Below are 23,568 nucleotides of genomic sequence, written 5' to 3'. Positions count from 1 at the left end.
TTATTCCATTCCCAGCTCTTTCAGCTTGCGGGTTAGGGTGTTGCGTCCCCATCCCAGCAGGCGTGCGGCCTCCTGCTTGTGCCCCTGGGTATGGCGCAGGGCGGTGGTCAGCAGCGTCCGCTCCATTTCCGGCTGAGCCTCAGAGAGCAGGTTTTGATGACCGGATCGCAGGGCGCGATCGGCCCACTGTCCCAGCAGCGTCGCCCAGCTATCCGGCTGTATATGCGTTGGGCTGTCCGGCACCGAGGTTTCAAACAGCTCGCCGGGGAGATCCTGGGTCAGAACTTCCTGACCGGCGGCCATCACCGTCAGCCAGCGGCAGGTATTTTCGAGCTGGCGCACGTTACCGGGCCAGGCCAGGCGGGTGAGCGCCGTTTCCGTTTCCGGGTGCAGCAGCTTCGCCTCAACGCCAAGTTCGCGCGCCGCAACCTGCAGGAAGTGGCGCGCCAGGCGCGGAATATCCTCCCGCCGCTCGCGCAGCGGCGGCAGATGGACGCGAATCACGTTCAGACGGTGGAACAGGTCCTCACGGAATTTTCCCTCCTGGACGCGCTGTTCGAGGTTTTGGTGGGTCGCGGCAATAATCCTGACGTCCACCTTCACCGGCGCATAGCCGCCAACGCGATAGAACTGACCGTCGGCCAGCACGCGCAGCAGGCGCGTCTGCACGTCCAGCGGCATGTCGCCAATTTCATCGAGAAACAGCGTGCCACCATCGGCCTGCTCAAAGCGGCCCTGGCGCACGGTATTGGCGCCGGTAAACGCCCCTTTCTCGTGACCGAACAGCTCGGACTCGATCAAATCTTTTGGGATTGCGGCCATATTCAGGGCGATAAACGGCGCCTTTACCCGCGGGCTGTGGCGGTGCAGAGCGTGGGCGACCAGCTCCTTACCGGTACCGGATTCACCGTTGATCAGCACGCTAATGGACGATCGCGACAGGCGGCCGATAATGCGAAAGACATCCTGCATCGCCGGCGCTTCGCCGATGATATCGGCCGTCGGACTGTTTATCGGCGCATTTCGCGGTTGCTGCTGCTCCTGATAGTGGCTGATAGCGCGGTCAACCAGCGCCACGGCTTCGTCAATATCAAACGGTTTCGGCAGATAATCAAAGGCGCCCTGCTGGTAGGCGCTTACTGCGGCATCCAGATCCGAATGCGCGGTCATTATGATGACCGGAAGCATCGGATGGCGCTGCTTAATTTGTTTCAGCAGCGCGAGCCCATCCATCCCCGGCATCCGAATATCAGACAGCAGTACATCCGGGGTTTTGGTGGTCAGTGCATCAAGCACCTCGTTGCCGCTTTCAAACGTTGTACAACTCAAGCCTGCCCCGGTGAGCGCGCGTTCAAGCACCCAACGGATGGAGCTATCGTCATCAACGATCCAGGCTATCCCTCGTTGCATAAACACCTCTACTTCCGAATAGGCAGGAACACCGAGAATTCGGTATGCCCTGGCCAACTGGTAAATTCAATTTTGCCGGAGTGTCGATCGATGAGACTGCGGGCAATGGAAAGCCCCAGACCGGTACCGCCTTCGCGACCGCTAACCATGGGATAAAAAAGCGTATCCTGTAAATGGGACGGAATTCCCGGGCCGTCGTCTTCAACATCGATGCGCGCGGCGAGACGGTAGCGCTCGCCATGCAGCGTCAGCTGAAAGGCGGTACGGGTGCGCAGAATTATCTCTCCGCCTTCTGGCCCCAGCGCCTGCAGCGCATTGCGCACGATATTCAGCAGGACCTGTTCGATTTGGTCCGGGTCGTGCGCCAGCTCCGGCAGGCTAGGGTCGTAATCACGGGTAAGCTTGACGTTATCCGGCAGCTCCATAGAAACCAGCTTCACCACCCGCTCAGCGACTTTATGGATGCTTTCGGTAACGTGCATTCCGGGATGCTGCGGTCCCAGCAGGCGATCGACCAGGTTTCTCAGGCGATCGGCCTGCTCAATGATGACGTTGGTGTATTCCACCAGCGCCGGATCGGGTAACGCCTTGCTCAGCAGCTGCGCTGCGCCCCGCAGGCCGCCCAAAGGGTTCTTAATTTCGTGGGCCAGGCCGCGGACTAAATCACGCGCCGCGATTTGCTGCGCGTGCTGCAGCTGCTCCTGGCTCAAACGCCGCTGGTTATCCATTGGCGCCATCTCCAGCAGGATTTGCCCTTCAGGCAGGCGCTGGGCGGTTAAGGACAGGATATGCGAGCGGCCATCGATCACCAGGGTGACTTCGTTATCGGTAAAGCCCTGGCCCGCCTGCAGGCTCTCCTGCATCAGACCGATATTCAGCGAAAAGTAGCTCAACAGCTCGGGGAGCGGCGTGCCGTATAGTTTACGTGAACTTTGCGCCAGCAGCTGCTGCGCCGCCGGGTTCGCGTAATGCACCGCCAGGTCGTCATCGACCAATAAGATGCTGTTGATTAAAGAGTTAAGGATCTGCCCAGCATCGGGCTGAGTGCCTGTTGCCATCTGACAGTCTCCTGAAAAGAGTGCACTATTCTAGTGCAGTATAGCTTTTTATAAGTAAAAAGCGCATAAGATCAGCATGTTGGTGGAGAAAAAAGCCCATCCTGAGATGGGCTGAAAGTTTCCACGGCAACAAAATATCCCTGGTACCCCACGCCACAACACGGAATACCGAGGATTTACAGCAAAATTAAACGCTGTAGTACAGCTCGAACTCTACCGGGTGCGGAGTCATACGTACGCGGTCGTTCTCTTCCGTACGCAGGGCTATGTAGGCATCGATAGCGTCGTTGGTGAATACGCCGCCTGCGGTCAGGAACTCACGGTCCGCGTCCAGCGCGTTCAGTGCTTCTTCCAGAGAGCCGGCAACCTGTGGGATCTCTTTCGCTTCTTCCGGCGGCAGGTCATACAGGTTTTTGTCCATCGCTTCGCCCGGATGGATTTTGTTCTTGATACCGTCAAGACCAGCCATCAGCAGCGCAGCGAAGCACAGGTACGGGTTGGCAGCCGGGTCCGGGAAGCGCACTTCGATACGACGCGCTTTCGGAGAGGTGACCACCGGAATACGGATAGAGGCGGAACGGTTACGCGCAGAGTAGGCCAGCATAACCGGCGCTTCGTAACCCGGGACCAGACGCTTGTAGGAGTTGGTGGTCGGGTTAGCCAGGGCGTTAATTGCTTTAGCGTGTTTGATGACGCCACCGATGTAGAACAGCGCTTGCTCAGACAGGCCCGCATATTTGTCGCCAGAGAACAGGTTTACGCCGTTCTTGGACAGGGACATGTGGCAGTGCATACCGGAACCGTTATCGCCAAACATTGGTTTTGGCATAAAGGTCGCAGTTTTACCGAAGCGGTGAGCAACGTTATGCACAACGTATTTGTAGATCTGAATTTCGTCCGCTTTTTTGGTCATGGTGTTGAAGCGGGTCGCGATTTCGTTCTGACCGGCAGTCGCGACTTCGTGGTGGTGAGCTTCAACAACCAGGCCCATCTCTTCCAGGATCATACACATGGTAGAGCGGATGTCCTGAGATGAGTCAACCGGCGGAACCGGGAAGTAACCGCCTTTCACGCCCGGACGGTGACCTTTGTTGCCGCCTTCATATTTAGTGGCGGAGTTCCATGCGCCTTCGATATCGTCGATAGCCACGTGGGAACCGGAGATAGAAGCGCCAAAACGGACGTCATCGAACAGGAAGAACTCTGGCTCTGGCCCGAAGAGGACGGTGTCTGCCAGACCGGTAGAACGCAGATACTCTTCAGCGCGTTTCGCGATGGAGCGCGGGTCACGATCGTAGCCCTGCAGGGTGCCTGGTTCCAGGATATCACAGCGAATGATCAGCGTCGGTTCTTCGTAGAACGGGTCGATCAGCGCGGTGGTCGCATCCGGCATCAGAACCATGTCAGATTCGTTAATACCTTTCCAGCCACCAATCGAGGAGCCATCAAACATTTTGCCTTCTTCGAAGAATTCGGCATTAACCTGATGAGAAGGAATTGTGACGTGCTGTTCTTTACCTTTGGTATCGGTGAAGCGCAGATCGACAAACTTCACTTCGTGCTCGTTCAGCATCGTCAAAACGTGTTCAGCGGACATACTTAAACTCTCCCGGATTGGTCATTGTCGTCGTGGTAACGAAAACTTTTTTTACTACTTAAAGTGGCGTTGTTGCCTTAAAATAGATAAAGCGAAATCTGTGCCAACTTTTAAATGCTATGTAAAACGCTGTATCATGCGCACCATAGTGCAAAAGAACTGCACCATGATGGGAATAATGCACCAAAATAGTGCCTCAATGTGAACGTTGGGCACTATTTTGGTGCAATTTTTATTGCGGTGCCCTTTTATCGCTCCGTGAAAGCGATCACAAAGAAACTCTGCAATACTTGTTTGCGGAGGATGTTTGTGATCCTGTTCAGTCCTTCGCTTATTACGTGTACAATAACGCGCTATTTCTAATGCCTGAGGCAAAGTTTGTGATCGAAAATCTGCGTAACATCGCCATCATCGCGCACGTTGACCATGGTAAAACTACCCTGGTTGACAAGCTGCTCCAGCAATCCGGTACGTTCGATGCACGTGCCGAAACACAAGAGCGTGTGATGGACTCCAACGATTTGGAGAAAGAGCGTGGGATTACCATCCTCGCGAAAAACACCGCAATCAAATGGAATGATTACCGTATCAACATCGTTGATACCCCTGGGCACGCCGACTTCGGAGGTGAAGTTGAGCGTGTTATGTCCATGGTCGATTCCGTGCTGCTGGTGGTTGATGCCTTTGACGGCCCAATGCCGCAAACGCGCTTCGTCACCAAGAAAGCTTTTGCCCACGGCCTGAAGCCGATCGTGGTTATCAACAAGGTTGACCGTCCGGGCGCGCGCCCTGACTGGGTTGTCGATCAGGTCTTCGATCTGTTCGTAAACCTCGACGCTACCGATGAGCAGCTGGACTTCCCGATCGTTTATGCCTCCGCGCTGAACGGTATCGCGGGTCTGGACCACGAAGATATGGCGGAAGACATGACTCCGCTGTATCAGGCGATCGTTGACCACGTTCCGGCGCCGAACGTCGATCTGGACGGTACGCTGCAGATGCAGATCTCCCAGCTGGACTACAACAACTATGTTGGCGTTATCGGCATCGGCCGCATCAAACGCGGCAAAGTGAAGCCGAACCAGCAGGTCACTATCATCGATAGCGAAGGCAAAACTCGTAACGGTAAAGTCGGTAAAGTGCTGACCCATCTGGGTCTGGAACGTATCGACAGCGACATCGCCGAAGCGGGCGATATCATCGCGATCACCGGCCTGGGCGAGCTGAACATCTCCGACACCATCTGCGATCCGCAGAATGTTGAAGCGCTGCCGGCGCTGTCCGTTGATGAGCCGACCGTTACCATGTTCTTCAACGTCAACACCTCTCCGTTCTGCGGTAAAGAAGGGAAGTATGTGACCTCTCGTCAGATTCTCGACCGTCTGAACAAAGAGCTGGTCCACAACGTGGCCCTGCGCGTTGAAGAAACCGAAGACGCTGACGCATTCCGCGTTTCCGGCCGCGGTGAGCTGCACCTGTCCGTACTGATTGAAAATATGCGTCGTGAAGGTTTCGAGATGGCGGTTTCCCGTCCGAAAGTTATCTTCCGCGAAATCGACGGGCGCAAGCAAGAGCCGTTCGAAAACGTCACGCTGGATGTTGAAGAGCAGCATCAGGGTTCCGTGATGCAGGCGCTGGGCGAGCGTAAAGGCGATCTGAAAAACATGAATCCAGACGGTAAAGGCCGCGTACGTCTTGACTACGTGATCCCAAGCCGTGGTCTGATCGGCTTCCGTTCTGAGTTCATGACCATGACTTCCGGTACCGGTCTGCTGTACTCCACCTTCAGCCACTACGACGACGTTCGTGCGGGTGAAGTTGGTCAGCGTAACAACGGCGTACTGATCTCCAACGGTCAGGGTAAAGCGGTTGCTTTCGCCCTGTTCAGCCTGCAGGATCGCGGTAAGCTGTTCCTGGGTCACGGTGCAGAAGTGTACGAAGGCCAGATCATCGGTATTCACAGCCGTTCTAACGACCTGACCGTAAACTGCCTGACCGGTAAGAAACTGACCAACATGCGTGCGTCCGGTACTGACGAAGCCACGGTTCTGGTTCCGCCGATCAAGATGACCCTGGAGCAGGCTCTGGAGTTCATCGATGACGACGAACTGGTAGAAGTGACTCCGCAGTCTATCCGTATCCGTAAACGTCACCTGACCGAGAACGATCGTAAACGCGCCATGCGCGGTGCGAAAGAAGACTAATTCTCGCCGTCCGTTGATACCTAAACCCCGCCTTAATGGCGGGGTTTCTTTTTGGGCTGCAAAGCCCCCATCTCATAGTCAAACCTCGCCTTTCCCGCTACAGTTAATTTTCCACGGTGCAAAAGGAGAGGGCCATGCTCTATATCTTTGATTTAGGTAATGTGATTGTCGACATCGACTTCAACCGGGTACTCGGGACGTGGAGTGATTTAAGCCGCATTCCGCTTGCGACGCTGAAGCAGCACTTCACCATGGGTGAGGCGTTTCGCCAGCACGAGCGCGGTGACATCAGCGACGAAGCCTTCGCTGAAGCGATGTGCCATGAGATGAATATGCCGCTGAGCTATGAGCAGTTTTCTCACGGCTGGCAGGCCGTATTTGTGGCTCTCCGCCCGGAGGTCATTGCGATTATGCAGAAGCTGCGCGAGCAGGGGCATCGCGTGGTCGTGCTGTCGAATACCAACCGTCTGCATACCACTTTCTGGCCTGATGAATACCCCGAGGTGCGCGCCGCGGCCGATCGTATCTATCTTTCGCAGGAGATGGGGATGCGCAAGCCCGAGGAGCGGATCTACCAACGCGTCCTGCAGGAAGAGGGTTTTTCCGCCGCCGATACGGTCTTCTTTGACGATAATGCCGAAAATATCGCGGGTGCGAACCGGCTGGGAATAACCAGCATTTTGGTGACCGGAAAGGAGACCATCCCCGACTACTTTGCGCAATGATTATGTTAAAAACCGTTCATCAAAAAGCGAAGCGTCGCTGCCGGCCGCTGCTGGCCTGGCTAAAGCTGCTGTGGCGCCGGATTGATGAAGACAATATGACGACGCTGGCAGGAAATCTTGCCTACGTGTCGTTGCTCGCGCTGGTGCCGCTGGTTGCCGTAATATTCGCGCTTTTCTCCGCCTTTCCCATGTTTTCCGAAGTGAGCGGGCAGATTCGCCACTTTATCTTTGCCAACTTTATCCCGGCGACGGGGGACGTCATTCAGCGCTATATCGAGCAGTTTGTCGCGAACTCCAGCCGAATGACGGCGGTTGGCGCCTGCGGGCTGATCGTGACCTCGCTGCTGCTGATGTATTCGATCGATAGCGCGCTGAATACCATATGGCGCAGCGCGCGCGCCCGGCCGAAAATCTACTCTTTTGCGGTCTACTGGATGATCCTGACCCTCGGACCTTTACTGGCGGGGGCAAGCCTGGCGATCAGCTCATACCTGCTGTCGCTGCGTTGGGCCAGCGATCTCAACAGCGTGATTGATGACGTGCTGCGCATTTTCCCGCTGATTCTATCGTGGGCGGCGTTTTGGCTGCTTTACAGCATTGTCCCGACGACGCAGGTGCGAAACCGCGACGCGGTGATCGGATCGCTGGTGGCCGCGCTGCTGTTTGAGGCCGGTAAAAAAGCGTTTGCCCTGTATATCACCGCCTTTCCGTCGTACCAGCTGATTTACGGCGTGATAGCCGTGGTGCCCATTTTGTTCGTTTGGGTGTACTGGACGTGGTGTATCGTCTTGCTTGGGGCCGAAATTACTGTCACTCTCGGGGAATACCGCAAACTAAAAAAAGAAGAAACAGAACAACCATGATTGCATTAATTCAACGCGTATCCCGTGCCAGCGTTACCGTGGAGGGCGAGGTGACGGGCGAAATCGGCCCGGGCCTTCTGGTGCTGCTGGGGGTCGAAAAAGATGACGACGAGCAGAAAGCGAACCGCCTCTGCGAGCGCGTGCTGGGCTACCGCATCTTTAGCGATACGGAAGGTAAAATGAATCTCAACGTCCAGCAGGCTGGCGGCAGCGTGCTGGTGGTCTCTCAGTTTACCCTGGCGGCGGATACCGAGCGCGGCATGCGTCCGGGCTTCTCAAAAGGCGCCGCGCCCGACGCCGCTGAGGCGCTGTATGACTATTTCGTCGCGCGCTGTCGCCAGCAGGAAATGAACACGCGGACCGGGAGATTCGCTGCGGATATGCAGGTCTCGCTGGTTAATGATGGCCCTGTCACCTTCTGGTTACAGGTATGAGTCAGCTTCCGGGCAGGCTGCGGGTAACAAAAGAGAGTACGACTATGTATCACCTTCGTGTACCGCAAACAGAAGAAGAGTTAGAGAGCTACTATCAGTTCCGCTGGGAGATGCTGCGTAAACCGCTGCATCAGCCAAAAGGGTCGGAACGCGATGCCTGGGATGCCATGGCGCATCACCAGATGGTGGTCGATGAAGATGGAAACCTGGTTGCCGTAGGGCGGCTGTATATTAACGCCGAAAATGAAGCCTCCATTCGCTTTATGGCGGTGCACCCTTCCGTCCAGGATAAAGGACTCGGGACGCTGATGGCGATGACCCTCGAGTCGGTGGCGCGTCAGGAAGGCGTGAAGCGCGTGACCTGCAGCGCCCGTGAGGATGCGGTGGATTTCTTCGCCAAACTGGGGTTCGTCAACCAGGGCGAGATAACCACGCCCACCACCACGCCCATCCGCCATTTCCTGATGATCAAGCCCATTGCCTCGCTGGACGATATTCTTCACCGCGGCGACTGGTGCGGACAGCTGCAGCAGGCCTGGTATCAGCACATTCCGCTCAGCGAAAAAATGGGCGTGCGCATCCAGCAGTACACCGGGAAAAAATTTATCACCACCATGCCGGAAGCCGGCAACCAGAATCCGCACCATACGCTGTTCGCCGGGAGCCTGTTTTCCCTCGCAACCCTCACCGGCTGGGGGCTTATCTGGCTGATGCTGCGCGAGCGGCACCTGGGCGGCACGATTATCCTCGCCGACGCCCATATCCGCTACAGCCAGCCGATTAGCGGCCGCCCGAGCGCTGTGGCGGACCTCGGCTCCCTAAGCGGCGATCTTGACCGCCTCGCCCGCGGCCGAAAGGCGCGGGTACAGCTGCAGGTTGAGCTGTTTGGCGATGAGAATCTCGGCGCCGTTTTTGAAGGCATTTATATCGTTCTGCCCGCGAAGCCGTTTGGCTCGTACGAAGAGGGCGGCAACGAAGAAGAGTAGGCCGCCCCTCTTACCTTATGCGGCGCCTAGTGAACCGCTTCGCCAGGCGACATCCCGCATCGCATCCCGCGCCGCCGGGCTGATCCCCGCAAGCTGGAAGAAGCCGTGAATAACCCCGAGGTAGCGCTGCGCGCTGCACTCAACGTTCTGCTCTAGCAGCCGGCGATATAAGGCTTCGCCTTCATCGCGCAGCGGGTCGTATTCGGCGGTAATAATATGCACCGGCGGCAGGCCGTTGAAGTCTTCTCGCCACAGGGGGCTCGCCTCCGGATGGGCAAAGTCGGTCGAGGGTAGATACATCTCGTAGCCGCTCAGCAGCGTATCCCGGGTGATGATGTAATCTTCGCCGTTGCTAGCGTAGCTTGCCGAGCGGGCGGTGGCGTCCAGCATCGGGTAAATCAGGATCAGCTGCGCGGGCCGCCACTGTGCCGTTGTTTTCAGCCGCAGGGCGGTCACCAGTGCCAGATGCCCGCCGGCGCTGTCTCCGGCCAGCGTGATGCGCGCGGTATCGACCCCCAGCCGCCCGGCGTGGCGGTGGATAATTTCGGCGCCGCGCTGCGCATCATCATGTGCGGCGGGGAAGGTATACTCGGGGGCCAGCCGATACTGCACGGCGATGACCCGGCAGCGGCTCTCATACGCCAGCTGGCGAAGCTGCGGGTCGTGGGTGGCGAAGCCGCCGCTGATAAAGCAGCCGCCGTGATAGTAAATAACGGTGGGGAGCAGGCCGACGGCGTCCTGCGGCGATATCACGCGAAAGGTCATGCCTTCTATCACGATATCCTCGACCAGCACGCGGGTTTCAGGTTCTCCCGCCAGCGCCGTACTGGCCACGTAGCCCGCTCTCCGGTCATCAATATTCTGCTCCCGCGAAGAGGGGCGGCCGGCCGTGATAAACTCATCCACCAGCCGGCTAATGCCTTTTTCCAGCGTCATCTGTCACTCCTTTTTCTGTATGGATATACAGCTTTATAGCCTGGTTTATGGCGGATGAACACGGGATTATGCAGGGCGAGTGCGGGGGAATAGCGTGCAAAAAGCGCGCGGTTAACTCCGGTGGGGCTTTGACGTACGCGGCGTGAGAAGCGGCCGGGCAACCTGCGTTACCCGGCCACGGGGGACGATTTACTCGCCTTCGCCCGGGAACATAAACGGGTTGATAGAGCTTCGGGCAAAACCTTCCTGCTCCATGTGGGCATCCAGCACCAGCGAGGCAAGATCGTCGGCAACGGCCTCGACGTTGGGATCTTTTTCCTGATACATAATCTTCAGGTAAGTCCCGCAGTCGCCGCAGCTTTCGGCCTTGATAGCCGCCTGCTCGTTGTCCAGAGACCAGTAGTGCAAATCGCGGCTCTGTTCGCAGTTGCTGCACTTCACGCGCACGACGTGCCATTCGGTCTCGCACAGATTGCAGTGCAGGTAGCGCAGCCCCTGAGTGGTACCGATTTGCACCATGCTGGAGACCGGCATCGAGCCGCAAACCGGGCAGTGCTGGCGCTGCTCGCCGTACTCGGCGTGCGCTTTACCGGGGATCAGGCTCGCCATCTGCGCCCAGTAGAGCGACAGCGCGGCCCAGATAAACGGCGCCTTATCGCTGCTGACTAAGGCAAAGTCGGAGGCGAAAAGCGCGCTCGCCATCAGCTCAAGCTCCTGCTCGGACGCTTTTTCCAGGTTTTCGATCACCGTCAGCGCCGGGCCGCTCATTTCCGGCTTCAGCTCGGCGATAAGCGAATGCAGCAGCTTGTGCCAGTGCTTATCGCGCGGCAGGACGTGAATATCCAGCGGCGGTTTGCCCTGGCCATTCGCTTCTTTAAGGCGAGCCGTTAAATCCATCTGCAGCGGATGGTCGTACAGCACCACTTCCTGGGCGTGGGCGATCAGCGCGGCGAAGCGCAGGTAGTCGCCCAGCGGATTGTCTTCCGCCAGCTTGCGCAGGCGCTCGGCGCGGCGGTTATAAAGATTTTTTAGCCTGGGGAACAGTAGCGGCGGAATATATTCCGCCGTGCGTTTCTCGCTCGAACCCAGCTCATCTTGCGGGATTATGCGAATACTCATTCAGTCTTTTTTTCCTGTTTCTGGCGGACTTCGCGATACCAGCGCGGGTGATGCTTCTTGGCCCACGTTTTGGTAACCCAACCTTCCACCATCGCGGTAATGGTGCCTTTCACCCACAGGGCGGCGTAGATATGCACCATGATAACCACAATTAACGCCACTGCGGCAAATGAATGCAGCATTAACGCAAATCGGATCACCGGGATTGAGAACGCAGGCGCAAAATAGGGACGCCAGATGATCACGCCGCTCACCAGCAGCAGAACCAGGAAAATAATCGCCGCCCAGAATACGCATTTCTGGCCGAAGTTATAGCGCCCGGTGTCGCCTACCTCCTCGTTGACGACGATCTTACGAATATTCTTCGCCCAAAAGATATCATCCCGATTGATTAGGTTGTGGTGCCAGTAGCGGAAAAACATGATGATGAACGAGGCAAACATGATCACGCCGACAAACGGGTGCAGAATTCGCGCCAGCTGCGGCGTGCCCATGACGTGCATCAGCCAGTTGAAGGAGGGGAAAAAGAATCCCAGCCCGCTTATGGCCGCCAGCATAAAGCAGAAGGCGGTTACCCAGTGGTTGATTCGTTCCGGCGCCGTGTAGCGCACGATGGTGTCACGTCTTTTCATTTGCGCACCTCGTCATTCTCTTCATGCAGATTGTCTTCTTCCTCGTCCGCGCGGTTCGGACCAACTCCGACGTAGTGGAAGATGCTGGCTGCGAAGGTTGCGGCAAAGCCCACCGCCGCGAGCGGTTTCCAGATGCCTTTCCAGAACTTCACGGTGGCGCTGATTTGCGGATTTTCCGGCAGGCCGAGGTACAGATTCGGCTTGTCGGCGTGATGGAGCACGTACATCACGTGCGTTCCGCCGACGCCGGCCGGATCGTACAGGCCCGCGTTGTCGTAACCGCGGGTTTTCAGCTCGGTGACGCGCTCGCCGGCCAGCGCTTTCATATCCTCTTTGGAGCCAAAATGGATAGCACCGGTCGGGCAGGTTTTCACGCAGGCCGGCTCCTGGCCGACGGTCACGCGGTCGACGCACAGCGTACATTTGTAGACGCGGTTGTCTTCCGGGTTGAGCCGCGGGACGTCGAACGGACAGCCGGCGATGCAGTAGCCGCAGCCGATGCACTGCTCGGACTGGAAGTCGACGATACCGTTAGCATACTGAATGATAGCCCCTTCCGAGGGACACGCCTTCAGGCAGCCCGGGTCGGCGCAGTGCATACAGCCATCCTTACGGATCAGCCACTCCAGCTTGTCGTTCTGCTCTACTTCCGAGAAGCGCATCACCGTCCAGGATTTGGCGGTCAGATCGGCCGGGTTGTCGTACACGCCGACGTTGTGACCGACCTCATCACGGATATCGTTCCACTCTGAACAGGCCACCTGACAGGCTTTACAGCCGATACAGGTGGTGACGTCGATAAGCTTTGCGACCTCCTGCTGGTGGTCCCGCGCCTGAGGCGCGGGGGTGAAACCGTTAGTCGCGGAACGACGAATAATGTCTTGCGATTGATAAGCCATAAATCGTCTCCCTTACACCTTTTCCACGTTCACGAGGAAGGCCTTGAACTCCGGCGTCTGCGTATTCGCATCACCGACGAACGGCGTTAGCGTGTTGGCGATAAAGCCCTTCTTCGCCACCCCTTCATAGCCCCAGTGGATCGGAATACCGATAGTATCGACATCCTTGCCGTCCACCTTCAGCGTGCGAATACGCTTGGTCACCACCGCCTTGGCCTTAATATAGCCGCGGTTGGAGGAGACCCTGACGGTATCGCCGTGGGCAATACCGAGCCTGTTCGCCAGCTTCTCGCCGATTTCCACGAACTGTTCCGGCTGCGCGATGGCGTTAAGCAGCGCGTGCTTGGTCCAGTAGTGGAAGTGCTCGGTGAGGCGATAGGTGGTGCCGACGTACGGGAACTTATCCGCTTTACCCATCTGCTCCAGGTCACCCTTAAAGACGCGGGCGGCCGGGTTGGAGACCACGTTGGGGTGCAGCGGGTTAGTGCCCAGCGGCGTTTCGAACGGTTCGTAGTGCTCAGGGAACGGTCCTTCCGCCATTTTGTCGATGGCAAACAGGCGGCCCATCCCTTCAGGCTGCATGATAAACGGCCCGACGTCGCTGCCAGGCGCGGCGGCACTGTAGTCCGGAATATCCATGCCAGCCCATTTGGCGCCATCCCATTTGAGGATCTGACGCTTCGGATCCCACGGTTTGCCCTGCGGGTCTGCGGAGGCGCGGTTATAGAGGATGCGGCGGTTAAGCGGCCACGCCCACGCCCAGCCCAGCGTATTACCCAGCCCCGACGGGTCGGCGTTATCGCGGCGTGCCATCTGGTTGCCATCCGGCGTCCAGCTGCCGGCGAAGATCCAGCAGCCGCTGGCGGTGGTGCCGTCATCGCGCAGCTGCGCAAACGAGCTCAGCTGCTGCCCTTTCTTGACGATAACCGCGCCGGTGGCCGGGTCGGTGATATCCGCCAGCGCCTTGCCGTTGCTCTCCATCGCCACCTCTTCCGAAGCCGGCTCATGCGGGGTGGAGTAGTCCCAGGTCATATTCAGCACCGGCTCCGGCGTCGGGCCGCCCTCTTCGGCGTACATTTTGCGCAGGCGCGTAAAGATGCCGGCGAGGATTTCGCCATCGGTGACGGCGATCCCCGGGGCGTCCGCGCCTTTCCAGTGCCACTGCAGCCAGCGTCCGGAGTTAACGATCGAGCCGTTCTCTTCGGCGAAGCAGGTTGACGGCAGGCGGAAGACTTCGGTCTGGATTTTCGCCGGATCGACGTCGTTCGACTCACCGTGGTTCTGCCAGAAGGTGGACGTTTCGGTGTTAAGCGGGTCGATAGTGACCAGGAACTTCAGCCGCGACAGCGACGCGACGACCTTGTTCTTATTCGGGAACGAGGCCACCGGGTTAAAGCCCTGGCATAGATAGCCGTTCACTTTGCCCTGGCTCATCATGTCGAAGTACTGCAGCACGTCGTAGCTTTTATCCCACTTCGGCAGCCAGTCGAAGCCCCAGCTGTTCTCCGCCGTTGCCTTATCGCCGTAGAAGGCCTTCATCATCGAGACGAAGAATTTCGGGTAGTTGCCCCAGTAGTTCACCTGATCCTTCAGCAGCGGTTTCGGCGTGCTGGCGGCCAGGTAGGTCTGGATATCGGCCTGTTTTTCGCTCGGCAGGTTCATGTAGCCCGGCAGGCTGGTGGAGAGCAGCCCGAGGTCGGTCAGACCCTGAATATTGGAGTGGCCGCGCAGCGCGTTCACGCCGCCGCCCGCCATCCCCATATTGCCGAGGAGCAGCTGGATCATCGCCATGGTACGGATGTTCTGCGCGCCGATAGAGTGCTGCGTCCAGCCGAGAGCGTAGAGGAACGACGCGGTTTTATCATGGGCGCTGGTTTCGGCGATATATTCGCAGACCTTCAGGAAGTCGGCTTTTGGCGTACCGCAGATATTTTCTACGACGTCCGGCGTATAGCGGGAAACGTGCTGCTTCAGCAGATTCCACACGCAGCGCGGATGCTGCAGGGTGGTATCGCGTTTGGCAAAGCCGTTTTCGTCCAGCTCGTAGTTCCAGCTGGTCTTATCGTAGCTGCGTTTTTCGGCGTCGTAGCCGCTAAACAGACCGTCATCGAAGCTGTAATCCTCACGCACGATCAGGCTGGCGTTGGTATAGGCTTCGGTGTACTCACGGTTAATTTTTTCGTTGTTGAGCAGATACAGGATCACCCCGGAGAGGAAGGTAATATCCGTCCCGGAACGAATTGGCGTATAGAAATCGGCCACCGATGCCGTACGCGTAAAGCGCGGATCGATAACGATAAGTTTGGCGCCGTTGTGGATTTTAGCTTCCATCGCCCAGCGGAACCCTACCGGGTGCGCTTCAGCGGCGTTGCCGCCCATAACCACGATGAGGTTGGCGTTTTTAATGTCAACCCAGTGGTTGGTCATCGCACCGCGACCAAATGTTGGAGCAAGACTTGCTACCGTTGGTCCGTGTCAGACGCGCGCCTGGTTGTCGACCGCGAGCATACCGAGCGCACGGGTGAATTTCTGGGTTAAATAGCCGGTTTCGTTACTGGATGCGGAAGCGCACAGCATCCCGGTGGTCAACCAACGGTTGACGGTGGTGCCAGCGTCGTTTTTGGCGATAAAGTTGGCATCGCGGTCTTCTTTCATCAGCTTAGCGATGCGATCGAAGGCGTCGTCCCAGCTGATTTGCTGCCATTTATCGGAGCCTGGCGCGCGATATTCCGGGAATTTCAGGCGGCTTTCGGAGTGGATAAAGTCCACCAGACCGGCCCCTTTCGGGCAGAGCGCACCACGGTTGACCGGATGGTCCGGGTCACCTTCGATATGAAAGATGGATGCTTTGGCGTTTTTCGCCCCGTCGCCGAGGCTGTACATTAACAGCCCACAGCCGACAGAACAGTACGTACAGGTGTTACGGGTTTCGCGGGTACGCAGCAGCTTATACTGCCGGGTCTCCGCCAGCGCGGCGCCTGGGGCAAAGCCCAGCGCCGCGGCCGTAGTGCCTGCCATACCGCCAGCGCAGATCTTAAAGAACTGCCTTCTGCTGACCTGCATGGTTCACTCCTTGTCTCGACATTGTCACATATAGTTATTTACTTTGCGGTGAGGACCGCGAAGGTTCAGAATTGAGAGACGATCGCCCTTTCGCTTGAAGGGGTATACGGAAGAATACCACATTGTGTGTATGCCTGTTCCAATACGGTTAAGACAAAGTGAATAAGAACCCTCACCAACAAACTGAAAATGTGACGAATGTCTCAGGTTACCGTCAGGTCGCGCTGTGGAAGCGCGAGAATTTGCAACATCCTCAGTCTGACGAGTTAGCCGAGGAGGTTCCGGTCGCGCTGGTCTATAACGGTATCTCCCACGTCGTGATGATGGCCTCTCCCGGGGATCTGGAGCGTTTTGCCGTGGGGTTTTCCTTATCCGAAGGGATTATCGAAAATCGACGAGAGATCTACGGGATGGAGGTGGTGCCGGCCTGCAACGGTCTGGAAGTGCAGATTGAGCTCTCCAGCCGCCGTTTTATGGGGTTAAAAGAGCATCGGCGCGCGCTGGCCGGGCGAACCGGCTGCGGGGTATGCGGCGTCGAACAGCTCAACGATATCGGCAGGCCGGTGCGCCCGCTGGCGTTTACGCAAACTTTCAACCTCGCGAACCTCGATCGCGCGCTGGAGCGCCTTAACGACGTGCAGCCCATTGGCCGCATCACCGGGTGCACCCACGCGGCAGCCTGGGTTCGGCCGTCAGGCCAGCTGGCGGGCGGGCATGAAGACGTTGGCCGTCACGTTGCCCTCGACAAGCTGCTCGGACGGCGAGTGGAAGAGGGGAGCGACTGGCAGAACGGCGCGGCGCTGGTCTCCAGCCGGGCCAGCTACGAGATGGTGCAGAAGGCGGCCATGTGCGGCGTGGAAATCCTGTTTGCGGTCTCCGCCGCGACCGCGCTGGCGGTTGAGGTCGCGGAACGCTGCAACCTGACGCTGGTGGGGTTTTGCAAGCCGGGCAGGGCGACGATTTACACCCATCCGCAGCGGTTTATTGCGGGGTAATAAAGGTCAACTTTTTTGAATAATGACAACAAATCCTTCCGCTTTTCGTTATGGAATGTGAGGGCTATTATTTATCACATCAAGGCACAGCGCCTTATCCAAACAACCTAATTGAAGGATTTACATCATGAAAAGCATCAAAACTTTTGTCGCAGTTATCGCTCTGGCCGCTTCTTTTGGTTCTTTCGCCGCTGAAAGTGTGACCGCCACCGCCGCAACCATGGACGGGGCTGAAGCGAAAATTGCCGCTCAGGCACAGGCCGCTGGCGCATCGTCTTATAAAATTACCGAAGCCTTTACCGGTAACCGCGTGCACATGACGGCGGAACTGAACAAATAAGCGAAGTGCTACCGTCGAAAGAGCGCCCCTGGGGCGCTTTTTTAGTTTATACCCGCCAGACGCAGCAGCGCCGTAACGATGGCCGCCGCGATAATCACCACGATCAGCGGCATCTTACGCCAGGCAAGAAACACCGCGAAGCCTACCCCAAGCACCCGCGCCATCCCGGCAAAATGTTCGCCTTCATACAGAGTCGTTGCCAGAGCGACCGAAAACAGCAATACCGTCGCGGCATCGGAGAGCAGCGCCTGAGAATGCTCGGAAAGCGCCAGCCGATTGCCGATCCTGGCGCCGCCGAGGCGCATCAGGTAGGTTCCTGCCGATAAGAGAGCTATCCCGGCGATCAACAGCGTGATATTGCCCATTATTTTTTCCTCGCCAGCAGGCCGAACAGGGAGAACAGCACCGGCAGACCCGCCGGGGCAAAGGGGACCGACACAAGGGATAGCGCCGCGCCGCTGCAGGCGCGGATTAAGGTGGTGCGGTTTTTCAACGCGGGAATGACCAGCGCCAGCAGAATGGCGGGGAAGACGGCATCGAGGCCGATGGTTTGCGGATCCGGCAGGATCTTGCCGACCAGCGCCCCAAGCAGCGCCCCCAGCGGCCAGATAATGGCTACGCCGAGCCCGCACAGCCAGTAGGCGGCTTTACGCTGCTCCGGCGTTTTTTGCGACAGCCCGAAGACCACGCTCTCGTCATTCATAATATGGCAGCCCAGCAGGCTGGCGCCGCGCCTGCCGACCAGATCGCGAACCGTCACGCCGAACGGCACGTGGCGAGCGTTGACCAGTAAGCCTGCCGCGGCGGCGGCCAGCGGATTGCCGCCGCTGGCGACGATACCGATAAACATAAACTCCGAGGCCCCCGCCAGCACGCAAATCGACAGCACAAACGGCACCCACACCGGGAAGCCATAGGCTATCGCCAGCGAACCGTAGGAGAGGCCGACGACGCCAACGGCCAGGCAGACTAAGAATATCGCTTTGATCGTGTCTCCTTTGAGACTGGAGAAGTGCTGCTTCATACTATTTAGCCATATCGAACGAATTTCCATTATAATGAACGCAACCCTTTCGACTTTCAAGTCGAACGAATCGTTCTATATAAAAAACGCGGAGCCGTGTATGACACAGCCAATTAGCCTGATTGCCGCGAGTCTGGTACGCGAGCGTTCGCGCACCGGACTCTCGCTGGCGGAAGTCGCTCGCCGGGCCGGTATTGCCAAATCGACGCTATCGCAGCTGGAGTCAGGCAACGGCAACCCCAGTCTCGAAACGCTGTGGGCGCTCTGCGTCGCCCTCGATATTCCGTTTGCCAGGCTGCTGGAGCCGCAGGCGCAAAAAACGCAGGTATTGCGCCGTGGGGAAGGGATTAAGGTGGTGGCTGAGCAGGCCCACTATCAGGCAATTCTGCTGGCGGCCTGCCCGCCCGGCGCCCGGCGCGATATCTATTTACTGCTGACCCAGCCGGGCGCGGACCGTATTTCTCACCCGCATCCGCCGGGATCGATAGAACATATTATCGTCACCCAGGGGCGCGCGCTGGTGGGCCTGACGGAAGCCCCGGAAGAGCTGGGCGCCGGGGATTACATCTGTTATCCCGCGGATCGGGAGCATCTCTTCCAGGCGCTGGAGCCGGATACCCAGGCTATTCTGGTGGCCGAGCAAAACTAGCGTCATCGCGCGGCGATGGCCGCGCCGCTCTCTGGACGTCCCGCCCGTATTGCGGGACACTAGTCGTTTCCTCCACCGTCGACTGGGATACGTATGTCGCTGAAAGCTATTGCTCAAGAACTTGGGATCTCGGTAACCACCGTCAGCCGCGCGCTGAACGGCTATGACGATGTGTCGCAGGAGACGCGCGCCCGCGTGGAGGCGGAAGCGCAGCGCCGTGGCTACCGGCCCAATACCTTCGCGCGACGGCTTAAAATGGGTAAAATTGACGCCGTGGGTCTGGTATTTCCCATCAGCCCGGCCCCGCTGAATAACAACGTGTTTCTCGACATGGTCGGCGAAATTAGCCACGAGCTGTCGCGCTATGAGATTGATTTGCTGCTAATTGCCGACGACGAGCAGGCGGATAAGCACGGCTATATGCGGATGGTCCAGAGTCGGCGGGTCGATGCGCTGATTGTCGCCCATACCCTGGATGACGACCCCCGCCTGACGCAGCTTCTCTCCTCCGGTTTTCCTTTCCTCGCCCTTGGCCGCAGCCGGCTGCCGCAGCCCTATGCCTGGTTTGATTTTGATAATCAGGCCGGGACCTTGCGTGCGACCCGCCATTTGATTAGCCAGGGGCATCGGCGCATCGCGCTGCTGAGCGAAAACAACAATCAGGCGTTTATCACCCAGCGCCGCAACGGCTATCTGCAGGCGCTGCGCGAGGCCGGATTAGCGGATACCTGGCTGCGCAGCGTACCGCCAACCCGCCGCGGCGGCTATCAGGCGACGATGGAGCTGCTGCGTTTGCCGGAACCGCCCACGGCGATCGTGACCGACTGTAATACCCACGGCGACGGCGCGGCGATGGCGCTCTCCCAGCTGGGGCGCTTGACCGGCGATAATCGCGTTTCGCTGGTGGTTTACGACGGACTGCCGCAGGACAGCATTATTGAAACCCCGGTCGCGGCGGTAATTCAATCCACTCGCCAGGTCGTTGGTCGCCAGATCGCCGGCATGGTCCGTCGGCTGATTGCCGGCGACGACCTTTCCTCCCTGCAGGTACTCTGGCAGCCCGAATTTACCCCCGGCGACACCGCCTGATTACCCTCCCGCTACGCTAATTTCTGCACTCGATCACGAATCCGAAACGTTTTGGTTGGCATCCGAAACGTTTCGGATCAACAGTAAGGCATTCCTTGTTGTGGAGATGTCTGATGTCTGATTCGATTTTACGCCTGCAAAGCGCAGGGGCCGATGTGGTAATCAAAACCCATCCGTTTGCCGAAATTATCTACTGGGGGCCGCATTTAAGCCATTTTTCGCCGCAGGATGCGGCCAGCCTGGCGCGTCCGGTGGCGAACGGTCGCCTGGACGTTGATTCCCCGGTGACGTTAATGGCCGAGCTGGGTCATGGTCTGTTTGGCGCGCCGGGGATCGAAGGACACCGCCATGGGCTGGACGGCTCGCCGGTGTTCGCCACCGCTGAGGTTGTGCAGGATGGACAAAATCTAACCATTATCAGCGAGGACCCGCATGCCGGCTTGCGCCTGCGTAGCGAAATCGTGCTCGATAGCAGCGGCGTGCTGAGCGTTCGTCACGGACTGACCAACCTACGCGCGCAGTCCTGGCAGGTGGACCGGCTTGCGGTCACTCTGCCGGTTGCCGAACGTGCCCACGAAGTGATGGCCTTTCATGGCCGCTGGATCCGCGAGTTTCAGCCGCATCGGCTGGTTCTTGAGCACGACAGCTTCGTGCTGGAAAACCGCCGCGGGCGCACCTCCCACGAGCATTTCCCGGCGCTGATCGCCGGCAGCACCGCCTTCAGCGAGATGCAGGGCGAAGTGTGGGGAGTACACCTCGGCTGGAGCGGTAACCACCGCCTGCGCGCTGAGGTAAAAACCGATGGTCGCCGCTATCTGCAGGCGGAAGCGCTCTATTTACCGGGTGAGATGGCGCTGGCCGAAGGCGAAACGCTGTGGACGCCGTCGCTGTACGCCAGCTATTCGGCGCAAGGGCTGAACGGCATGAGCCAGCAGTTCCATCGCTACCTGCGCGAGCAGATCGTGCGCTTCCCGGATAATAAGCCGCGTCCGGTGCATCTGAATACCTGGGAAGGGATCTATTTCAATCATGATCCGCAGTACATCATGCGTATGGCGGACGAGGCGGCGGAACTTGGCGTCGAACGCTTCATCATTGACGATGGCTGGTTTAAAGGGCGCAACGACGACTGGGCGGCGCTTGGCGACTGGTATCTGGATGAGAAAAAGTACCCTAACGGACTGACGCCGGTTATCGACCACGTGAAGTCGCTGGGCATGGAGTTCGGCATCTGGGTTGAGCCGGAAATGATCAATCCGGATTCGGACCTCTTCCGCGCGCACCCCGACTGGGTACTGGCCCTGCCGGGCTATACGCCGCTGACTGGCCGCCATCAGTACGTCCTGAACCTCAATATTCCGCAGGCCTTTGACTATCTGCTGGAGCGGATGAGCTGGCTGCTGGGCGAGCACGCCGTGGATTATGTGAAGTGGGATATGAACCGCGAGCTGGTACAGCCGGGCCATAACGGTAAAGCCGCCGCCGATGCGCAGACCCGCGAGTTTTATCGTCTGCTGGACGCCCTGGTTGCCCGCTTCCCGCATATCGAATTTGAATCCTGCTCCTCCGGCGGCGGACGCATCGATTATGAGGTGCTGAAGCGCAGCCATCGCTTCTGGGCTTCCGATAACAACGATGCCCTGGAGCGCAACGCTATCCAGCGCGGCATGAGCTATTTCTTCCCGCCGGAAGTGATGGGCGCGCATATCGGCAACCGCCGCTGCCACGCCACCTTCCGCCAGCACAGCATCGCATTCCGCGGCCTGACCGCGCTGTTTGGCCATATGGGTCTGGAGCTGGATCCGGTGAGCGCCGACGAACAGGAGCGCGCGGGCTACCGCAAGTATGCCGCGTTGCATAAGCAGTGGCGCGATGTCATTCATCACGGCGTGCAGTGGCGTATGGATATGCCGGACGCCACCACGCTGGCGCACGGCGTGGTCAGTGAAGATAAGAGCCAGGCGATTTTCCTCGTCAGCCAGCTGGCGATGCCGGATTACACCCTGATGGCGCCGCTGCGGGTAGCGGGGCTGGACGCGGGCGCCCGCTATCGGGTAACGCTGCTCGATCACCCGGATATTCAGATTACGGGAGAGGGCGGTCATACCATGCGCAAGCTGCCGGAATGGATGATTACCCCACAAACGGTGAGCGGCGAGTGGCTACAGCAGGCGGGGCTGGCGCTGCCAATCCTCGATCCGGAAAGCGCCATTCTGATTGGCCTGCAACGCGTGTAATGGTGACGGGCCGCCAGGCGGCCCTGACTGAGGAATATAAAATGAACCCGACTGCCTGTACCCACAAAAACAACCCTAACTTCTGGATTTTCGGCCTGTTCTTTTTTCTCTACTTTTTCATTATGGCTACCTGCTTCCCGTTCCTGCCGATCTGGCTATCGGACGTTATTGGCCTGAATAAAACCGAGACCGGCATCGTTTTCTCCAGCCTTTCCCTGTTTGCAATCTGCTTCCAGCCCGTTCTGGGGGTCATTTCCGATAAGCTGGGGCTGAAAAAACACCTGATGTGGATCGTGACGATTTTGCTGGTGTTGATTGCGCCGTTCTTCCTCTATGTCTTTGCGCCGCTGCTGAAAATCAATATCTGGCTGGGGGCATTAAGCGGGGGCGCCTATATTGGTTTCGTGTTCTCCGCCGGCGCCGGCGCGATGGAAGCCTATATCGAACGCATTAGCCGCAACAGCGGGTTTGAGTACGGTAAAGCGCGTACCTTTGGCTGCCTTGGCTGGGCGCTGTGCGCGACGACCGCGGGGATGCTGTTTAGCGTCAATCCCGAGTGGGTATTCTGGATGGGATCGGCCGCCGCGCTGCTGCTGGTGGTACTGGTGGCTATCGCGAAACCGCAGGCCAGCCAGACCGCCCAGGTAATGGATTCTTTGGGAGCGAATCGCCCATCGGTGGATTTAAAAACCGCCTTACGGATGTTCCGTCAGCGCAAAATGTGGATGTTCATTTTGTATGTGGTCGGCGTGGCGTGCGTATACGACGTCTTCGATCAGCAGTTTGCCACCTTCTTTAAATCCTTCTTCGCTACGCCGGAATCGGGCACCCGCGCCTTTGGTTTTGCGACCACCGCCGGGGAGATTTGCAACGCGATCATCATGTTCAGTTCGCCGTGGATTATTAACCGCATCGGCGCGAAGAACACCCTGCTGATTGCCGGGATGGTGATGGCGGCGCGGATGATCGGGTCATCGTTCGCCACTACCGCGGTTGAGGTCGTGGCGCTGAAAATGCTCCACGCCCTGGAAGTGCCGTTCCTGCTGGTGGGGGCGTTTAAATATATTACCGGCGTATTTGACGTCCGGCTGTCGGCGACGATTTATCTGGTTGGCTTCCAGTTCTCCAAACAGGTGGCGGCGATTTTCCTCTCCGCATTTGCTGGCAATATGTATGACCGGATTGGTTTCCAGGAGACGTATATGATCCTTGGCGGTATTGCATTGTCCGTGACGTTAATATCGGCCTTTACGCTTTCAGGGAAATCCGCCGCTGCCAGCGTCGGTAATAAAGCAATGACCATTTGAT

At 58.2% G+C, this 23,568-nt stretch carries 21 protein-coding genes; 11 read left to right on the top strand and 10 right to left on the bottom strand.

All coding sequences use genetic code 11. The features are described from left to right. The 3 genes from glnG to glnA all read right to left on the bottom strand — a co-directional run bounded on the left by glnG (position 1) and on the right by glnA (position 4,065). On the bottom strand, positions 1–1,410 hold the full coding sequence (gene glnG / locus AC1M2H_RS27465) for a nitrogen regulation protein NR(I) (protein ID WP_480149806.1): 1,410 nt from the start codon (positions 1,408–1,410) through the stop codon (positions 1–3). 8 nt (positions 1,411–1,418) lie between these two features. After that, positions 1,419–2,468 (bottom strand): nitrogen regulation protein NR(II), encoded by a 1,050-nt coding sequence (gene glnL, locus AC1M2H_RS27460; RefSeq protein ID WP_480149805.1) that lies wholly within the window; start codon positions 2,466–2,468, stop codon positions 1,419–1,421. A 187-nt stretch (positions 2,469–2,655) separates the two neighbouring features. Further along, a complete protein-coding gene (glnA, locus tag AC1M2H_RS27455; RefSeq protein WP_480149804.1) occupies positions 2,656–4,065 on the bottom strand; it encodes a glutamate--ammonia ligase in 1,410 nt (469 codons plus the stop codon). Between the two features lie 380 nt (positions 4,066–4,445). Here glnA and typA point away from each other — a divergent pair, with 380 nt between their 5' ends. The 5 genes from typA to fabY all read left to right on the top strand — a co-directional run bounded on the left by typA (position 4,446) and on the right by fabY (position 9,277). Beyond that, positions 4,446–6,269: a ribosome-dependent GTPase TypA gene (gene typA / locus AC1M2H_RS27450; RefSeq protein WP_480149803.1), complete on the top strand. Its 1,824-nt coding sequence runs from the start codon at positions 4,446–4,448 to the stop codon at positions 6,267–6,269. A gap of 134 nt (positions 6,270–6,403) precedes the next feature. Beyond that, the gene (gene yihX, locus AC1M2H_RS27445) at positions 6,404–6,994 is read left to right on the top strand and encodes a glucose-1-phosphatase (RefSeq protein WP_480149802.1); all 591 of its coding nucleotides are present in this window, start codon (positions 6,404–6,406) and stop codon (positions 6,992–6,994) included. A gap of 2 nt (positions 6,995–6,996) precedes the next feature. Continuing rightward, positions 6,997–7,857, top strand: a complete 861-nt coding sequence (locus tag AC1M2H_RS27440; RefSeq protein ID WP_480149801.1) for a virulence factor BrkB family protein — start codon at positions 6,997–6,999, stop codon at positions 7,855–7,857. Further along, positions 7,854–8,291, top strand: a complete 438-nt coding sequence (dtd, locus tag AC1M2H_RS27435) for a D-aminoacyl-tRNA deacylase (protein WP_480149800.1) — start codon at positions 7,854–7,856, stop codon at positions 8,289–8,291. The genes AC1M2H_RS27440 and dtd overlap by 4 nt, the downstream gene beginning before the upstream one ends. A gap of 44 nt (positions 8,292–8,335) precedes the next feature. Further along, positions 8,336–9,277 carry a fatty acid biosynthesis protein FabY gene (gene fabY, locus AC1M2H_RS27430; protein ID WP_480152049.1) on the top strand — a complete coding sequence of 314 codons (942 nt, stop codon included), beginning with the start codon at positions 8,336–8,338 and terminating at the stop codon, positions 9,275–9,277. Between the two features lie 15 nt (positions 9,278–9,292). On the opposite strand, the gene AC1M2H_RS27425 is transcribed toward fabY, so the two are convergent. The 5 genes from AC1M2H_RS27425 to fdnG form a co-directional block, all read right to left on the bottom strand. Further along, on the bottom strand, positions 9,293–10,213 hold the full coding sequence (locus tag AC1M2H_RS27425) for an alpha/beta hydrolase (RefSeq protein ID WP_480149799.1): 921 nt from the start codon (positions 10,211–10,213) through the stop codon (positions 9,293–9,295). A gap of 189 nt (positions 10,214–10,402) precedes the next feature. Further along, entirely contained in the window at positions 10,403–11,332 is a 930-nt protein-coding gene (gene fdhE / locus AC1M2H_RS27420; RefSeq protein ID WP_480149798.1) for a formate dehydrogenase accessory protein FdhE, read from the bottom strand. Continuing rightward, on the bottom strand, positions 11,329–11,964 hold the full coding sequence (fdoI, locus tag AC1M2H_RS27415; protein ID WP_426813657.1) for a formate dehydrogenase cytochrome b556 subunit: 636 nt from the start codon (positions 11,962–11,964) through the stop codon (positions 11,329–11,331). The genes fdhE and fdoI overlap by 4 nt, the downstream gene beginning before the upstream one ends. Continuing rightward, positions 11,961–12,863 carry a formate dehydrogenase subunit beta gene (gene fdxH / locus AC1M2H_RS27410; protein ID WP_480149797.1) on the bottom strand — a complete coding sequence of 301 codons (903 nt, stop codon included), beginning with the start codon at positions 12,861–12,863 and terminating at the stop codon, positions 11,961–11,963. The genes fdoI and fdxH overlap by 4 nt, the downstream gene beginning before the upstream one ends. Before the next feature lie 12 nt (positions 12,864–12,875). Beyond that, positions 12,876–15,926, bottom strand: a complete 3,051-nt coding sequence (fdnG, locus tag AC1M2H_RS27405) for a formate dehydrogenase-N subunit alpha (RefSeq protein ID WP_480149796.1) — start codon at positions 15,924–15,926, stop codon at positions 12,876–12,878. A 158-nt stretch (positions 15,927–16,084) separates the two neighbouring features. Here fdnG and fdhD point away from each other — a divergent pair, with 158 nt between their 5' ends. Both fdhD and AC1M2H_RS27395 read left to right on the top strand, forming a co-directional pair. After that, complete coding sequence (gene fdhD / locus AC1M2H_RS27400; protein WP_480149795.1) at positions 16,085–16,921, top strand: formate dehydrogenase accessory sulfurtransferase FdhD; 837 nt, start codon at positions 16,085–16,087, stop codon at positions 16,919–16,921. Positions 16,922–17,048: 127 nt separating this feature from the next. Then, positions 17,049–17,261: a YdgH/BhsA/McbA-like domain containing protein gene (locus AC1M2H_RS27395; protein ID WP_480149794.1), complete on the top strand. Its 213-nt coding sequence runs from the start codon at positions 17,049–17,051 to the stop codon at positions 17,259–17,261. A gap of 41 nt (positions 17,262–17,302) precedes the next feature. Here the strand turns inward: AC1M2H_RS27395 and AC1M2H_RS27390 are convergent, their stop codons facing one another. Continuing rightward, positions 17,303–17,626, bottom strand: coding sequence for an AzlD domain-containing protein (locus AC1M2H_RS27390; protein WP_480149793.1), 324 nt, complete (start codon positions 17,624–17,626; stop codon positions 17,303–17,305). After that, positions 17,626–18,285 (bottom strand): AzlC family ABC transporter permease, encoded by a 660-nt coding sequence (locus tag AC1M2H_RS27385; protein WP_480149792.1) that lies wholly within the window; start codon positions 18,283–18,285, stop codon positions 17,626–17,628. The genes AC1M2H_RS27390 and AC1M2H_RS27385 overlap by 1 nt, the downstream gene beginning before the upstream one ends. Before the next feature lie 100 nt (positions 18,286–18,385). On the opposite strand from AC1M2H_RS27385, the gene AC1M2H_RS27380 reads away from it, so the two are divergent. The 4 genes from AC1M2H_RS27380 to AC1M2H_RS27365 all read left to right on the top strand — a co-directional run bounded on the left by AC1M2H_RS27380 (position 18,386) and on the right by AC1M2H_RS27365 (position 23,567). Beyond that, entirely contained in the window at positions 18,386–18,934 is a 549-nt protein-coding gene (locus tag AC1M2H_RS27380; protein ID WP_480149791.1) for a helix-turn-helix domain-containing protein, read from the top strand. A 93-nt stretch (positions 18,935–19,027) separates the two neighbouring features. Then, on the top strand, positions 19,028–20,023 hold the full coding sequence (locus AC1M2H_RS27375) for a substrate-binding domain-containing protein (RefSeq protein WP_480149790.1): 996 nt from the start codon (positions 19,028–19,030) through the stop codon (positions 20,021–20,023). Between the two features lie 113 nt (positions 20,024–20,136). Further along, on the top strand, positions 20,137–22,260 hold the full coding sequence (locus AC1M2H_RS27370) for an alpha-galactosidase (protein ID WP_480149789.1): 2,124 nt from the start codon (positions 20,137–20,139) through the stop codon (positions 22,258–22,260). A gap of 41 nt (positions 22,261–22,301) precedes the next feature. After that, positions 22,302–23,567: an oligosaccharide MFS transporter gene (locus tag AC1M2H_RS27365; RefSeq protein WP_480149788.1), complete on the top strand. Its 1,266-nt coding sequence runs from the start codon at positions 22,302–22,304 to the stop codon at positions 23,565–23,567. The last annotated feature ends 1 nt before the right edge of the window (position 23,568 follow it).

Source organism: Klebsiella sp. F11, assembly GCF_056712265.1.
The sequence above is the reverse complement of the archived record's forward strand: the minus strand, read 5'-3'. Positions and strand labels throughout refer to the sequence as shown.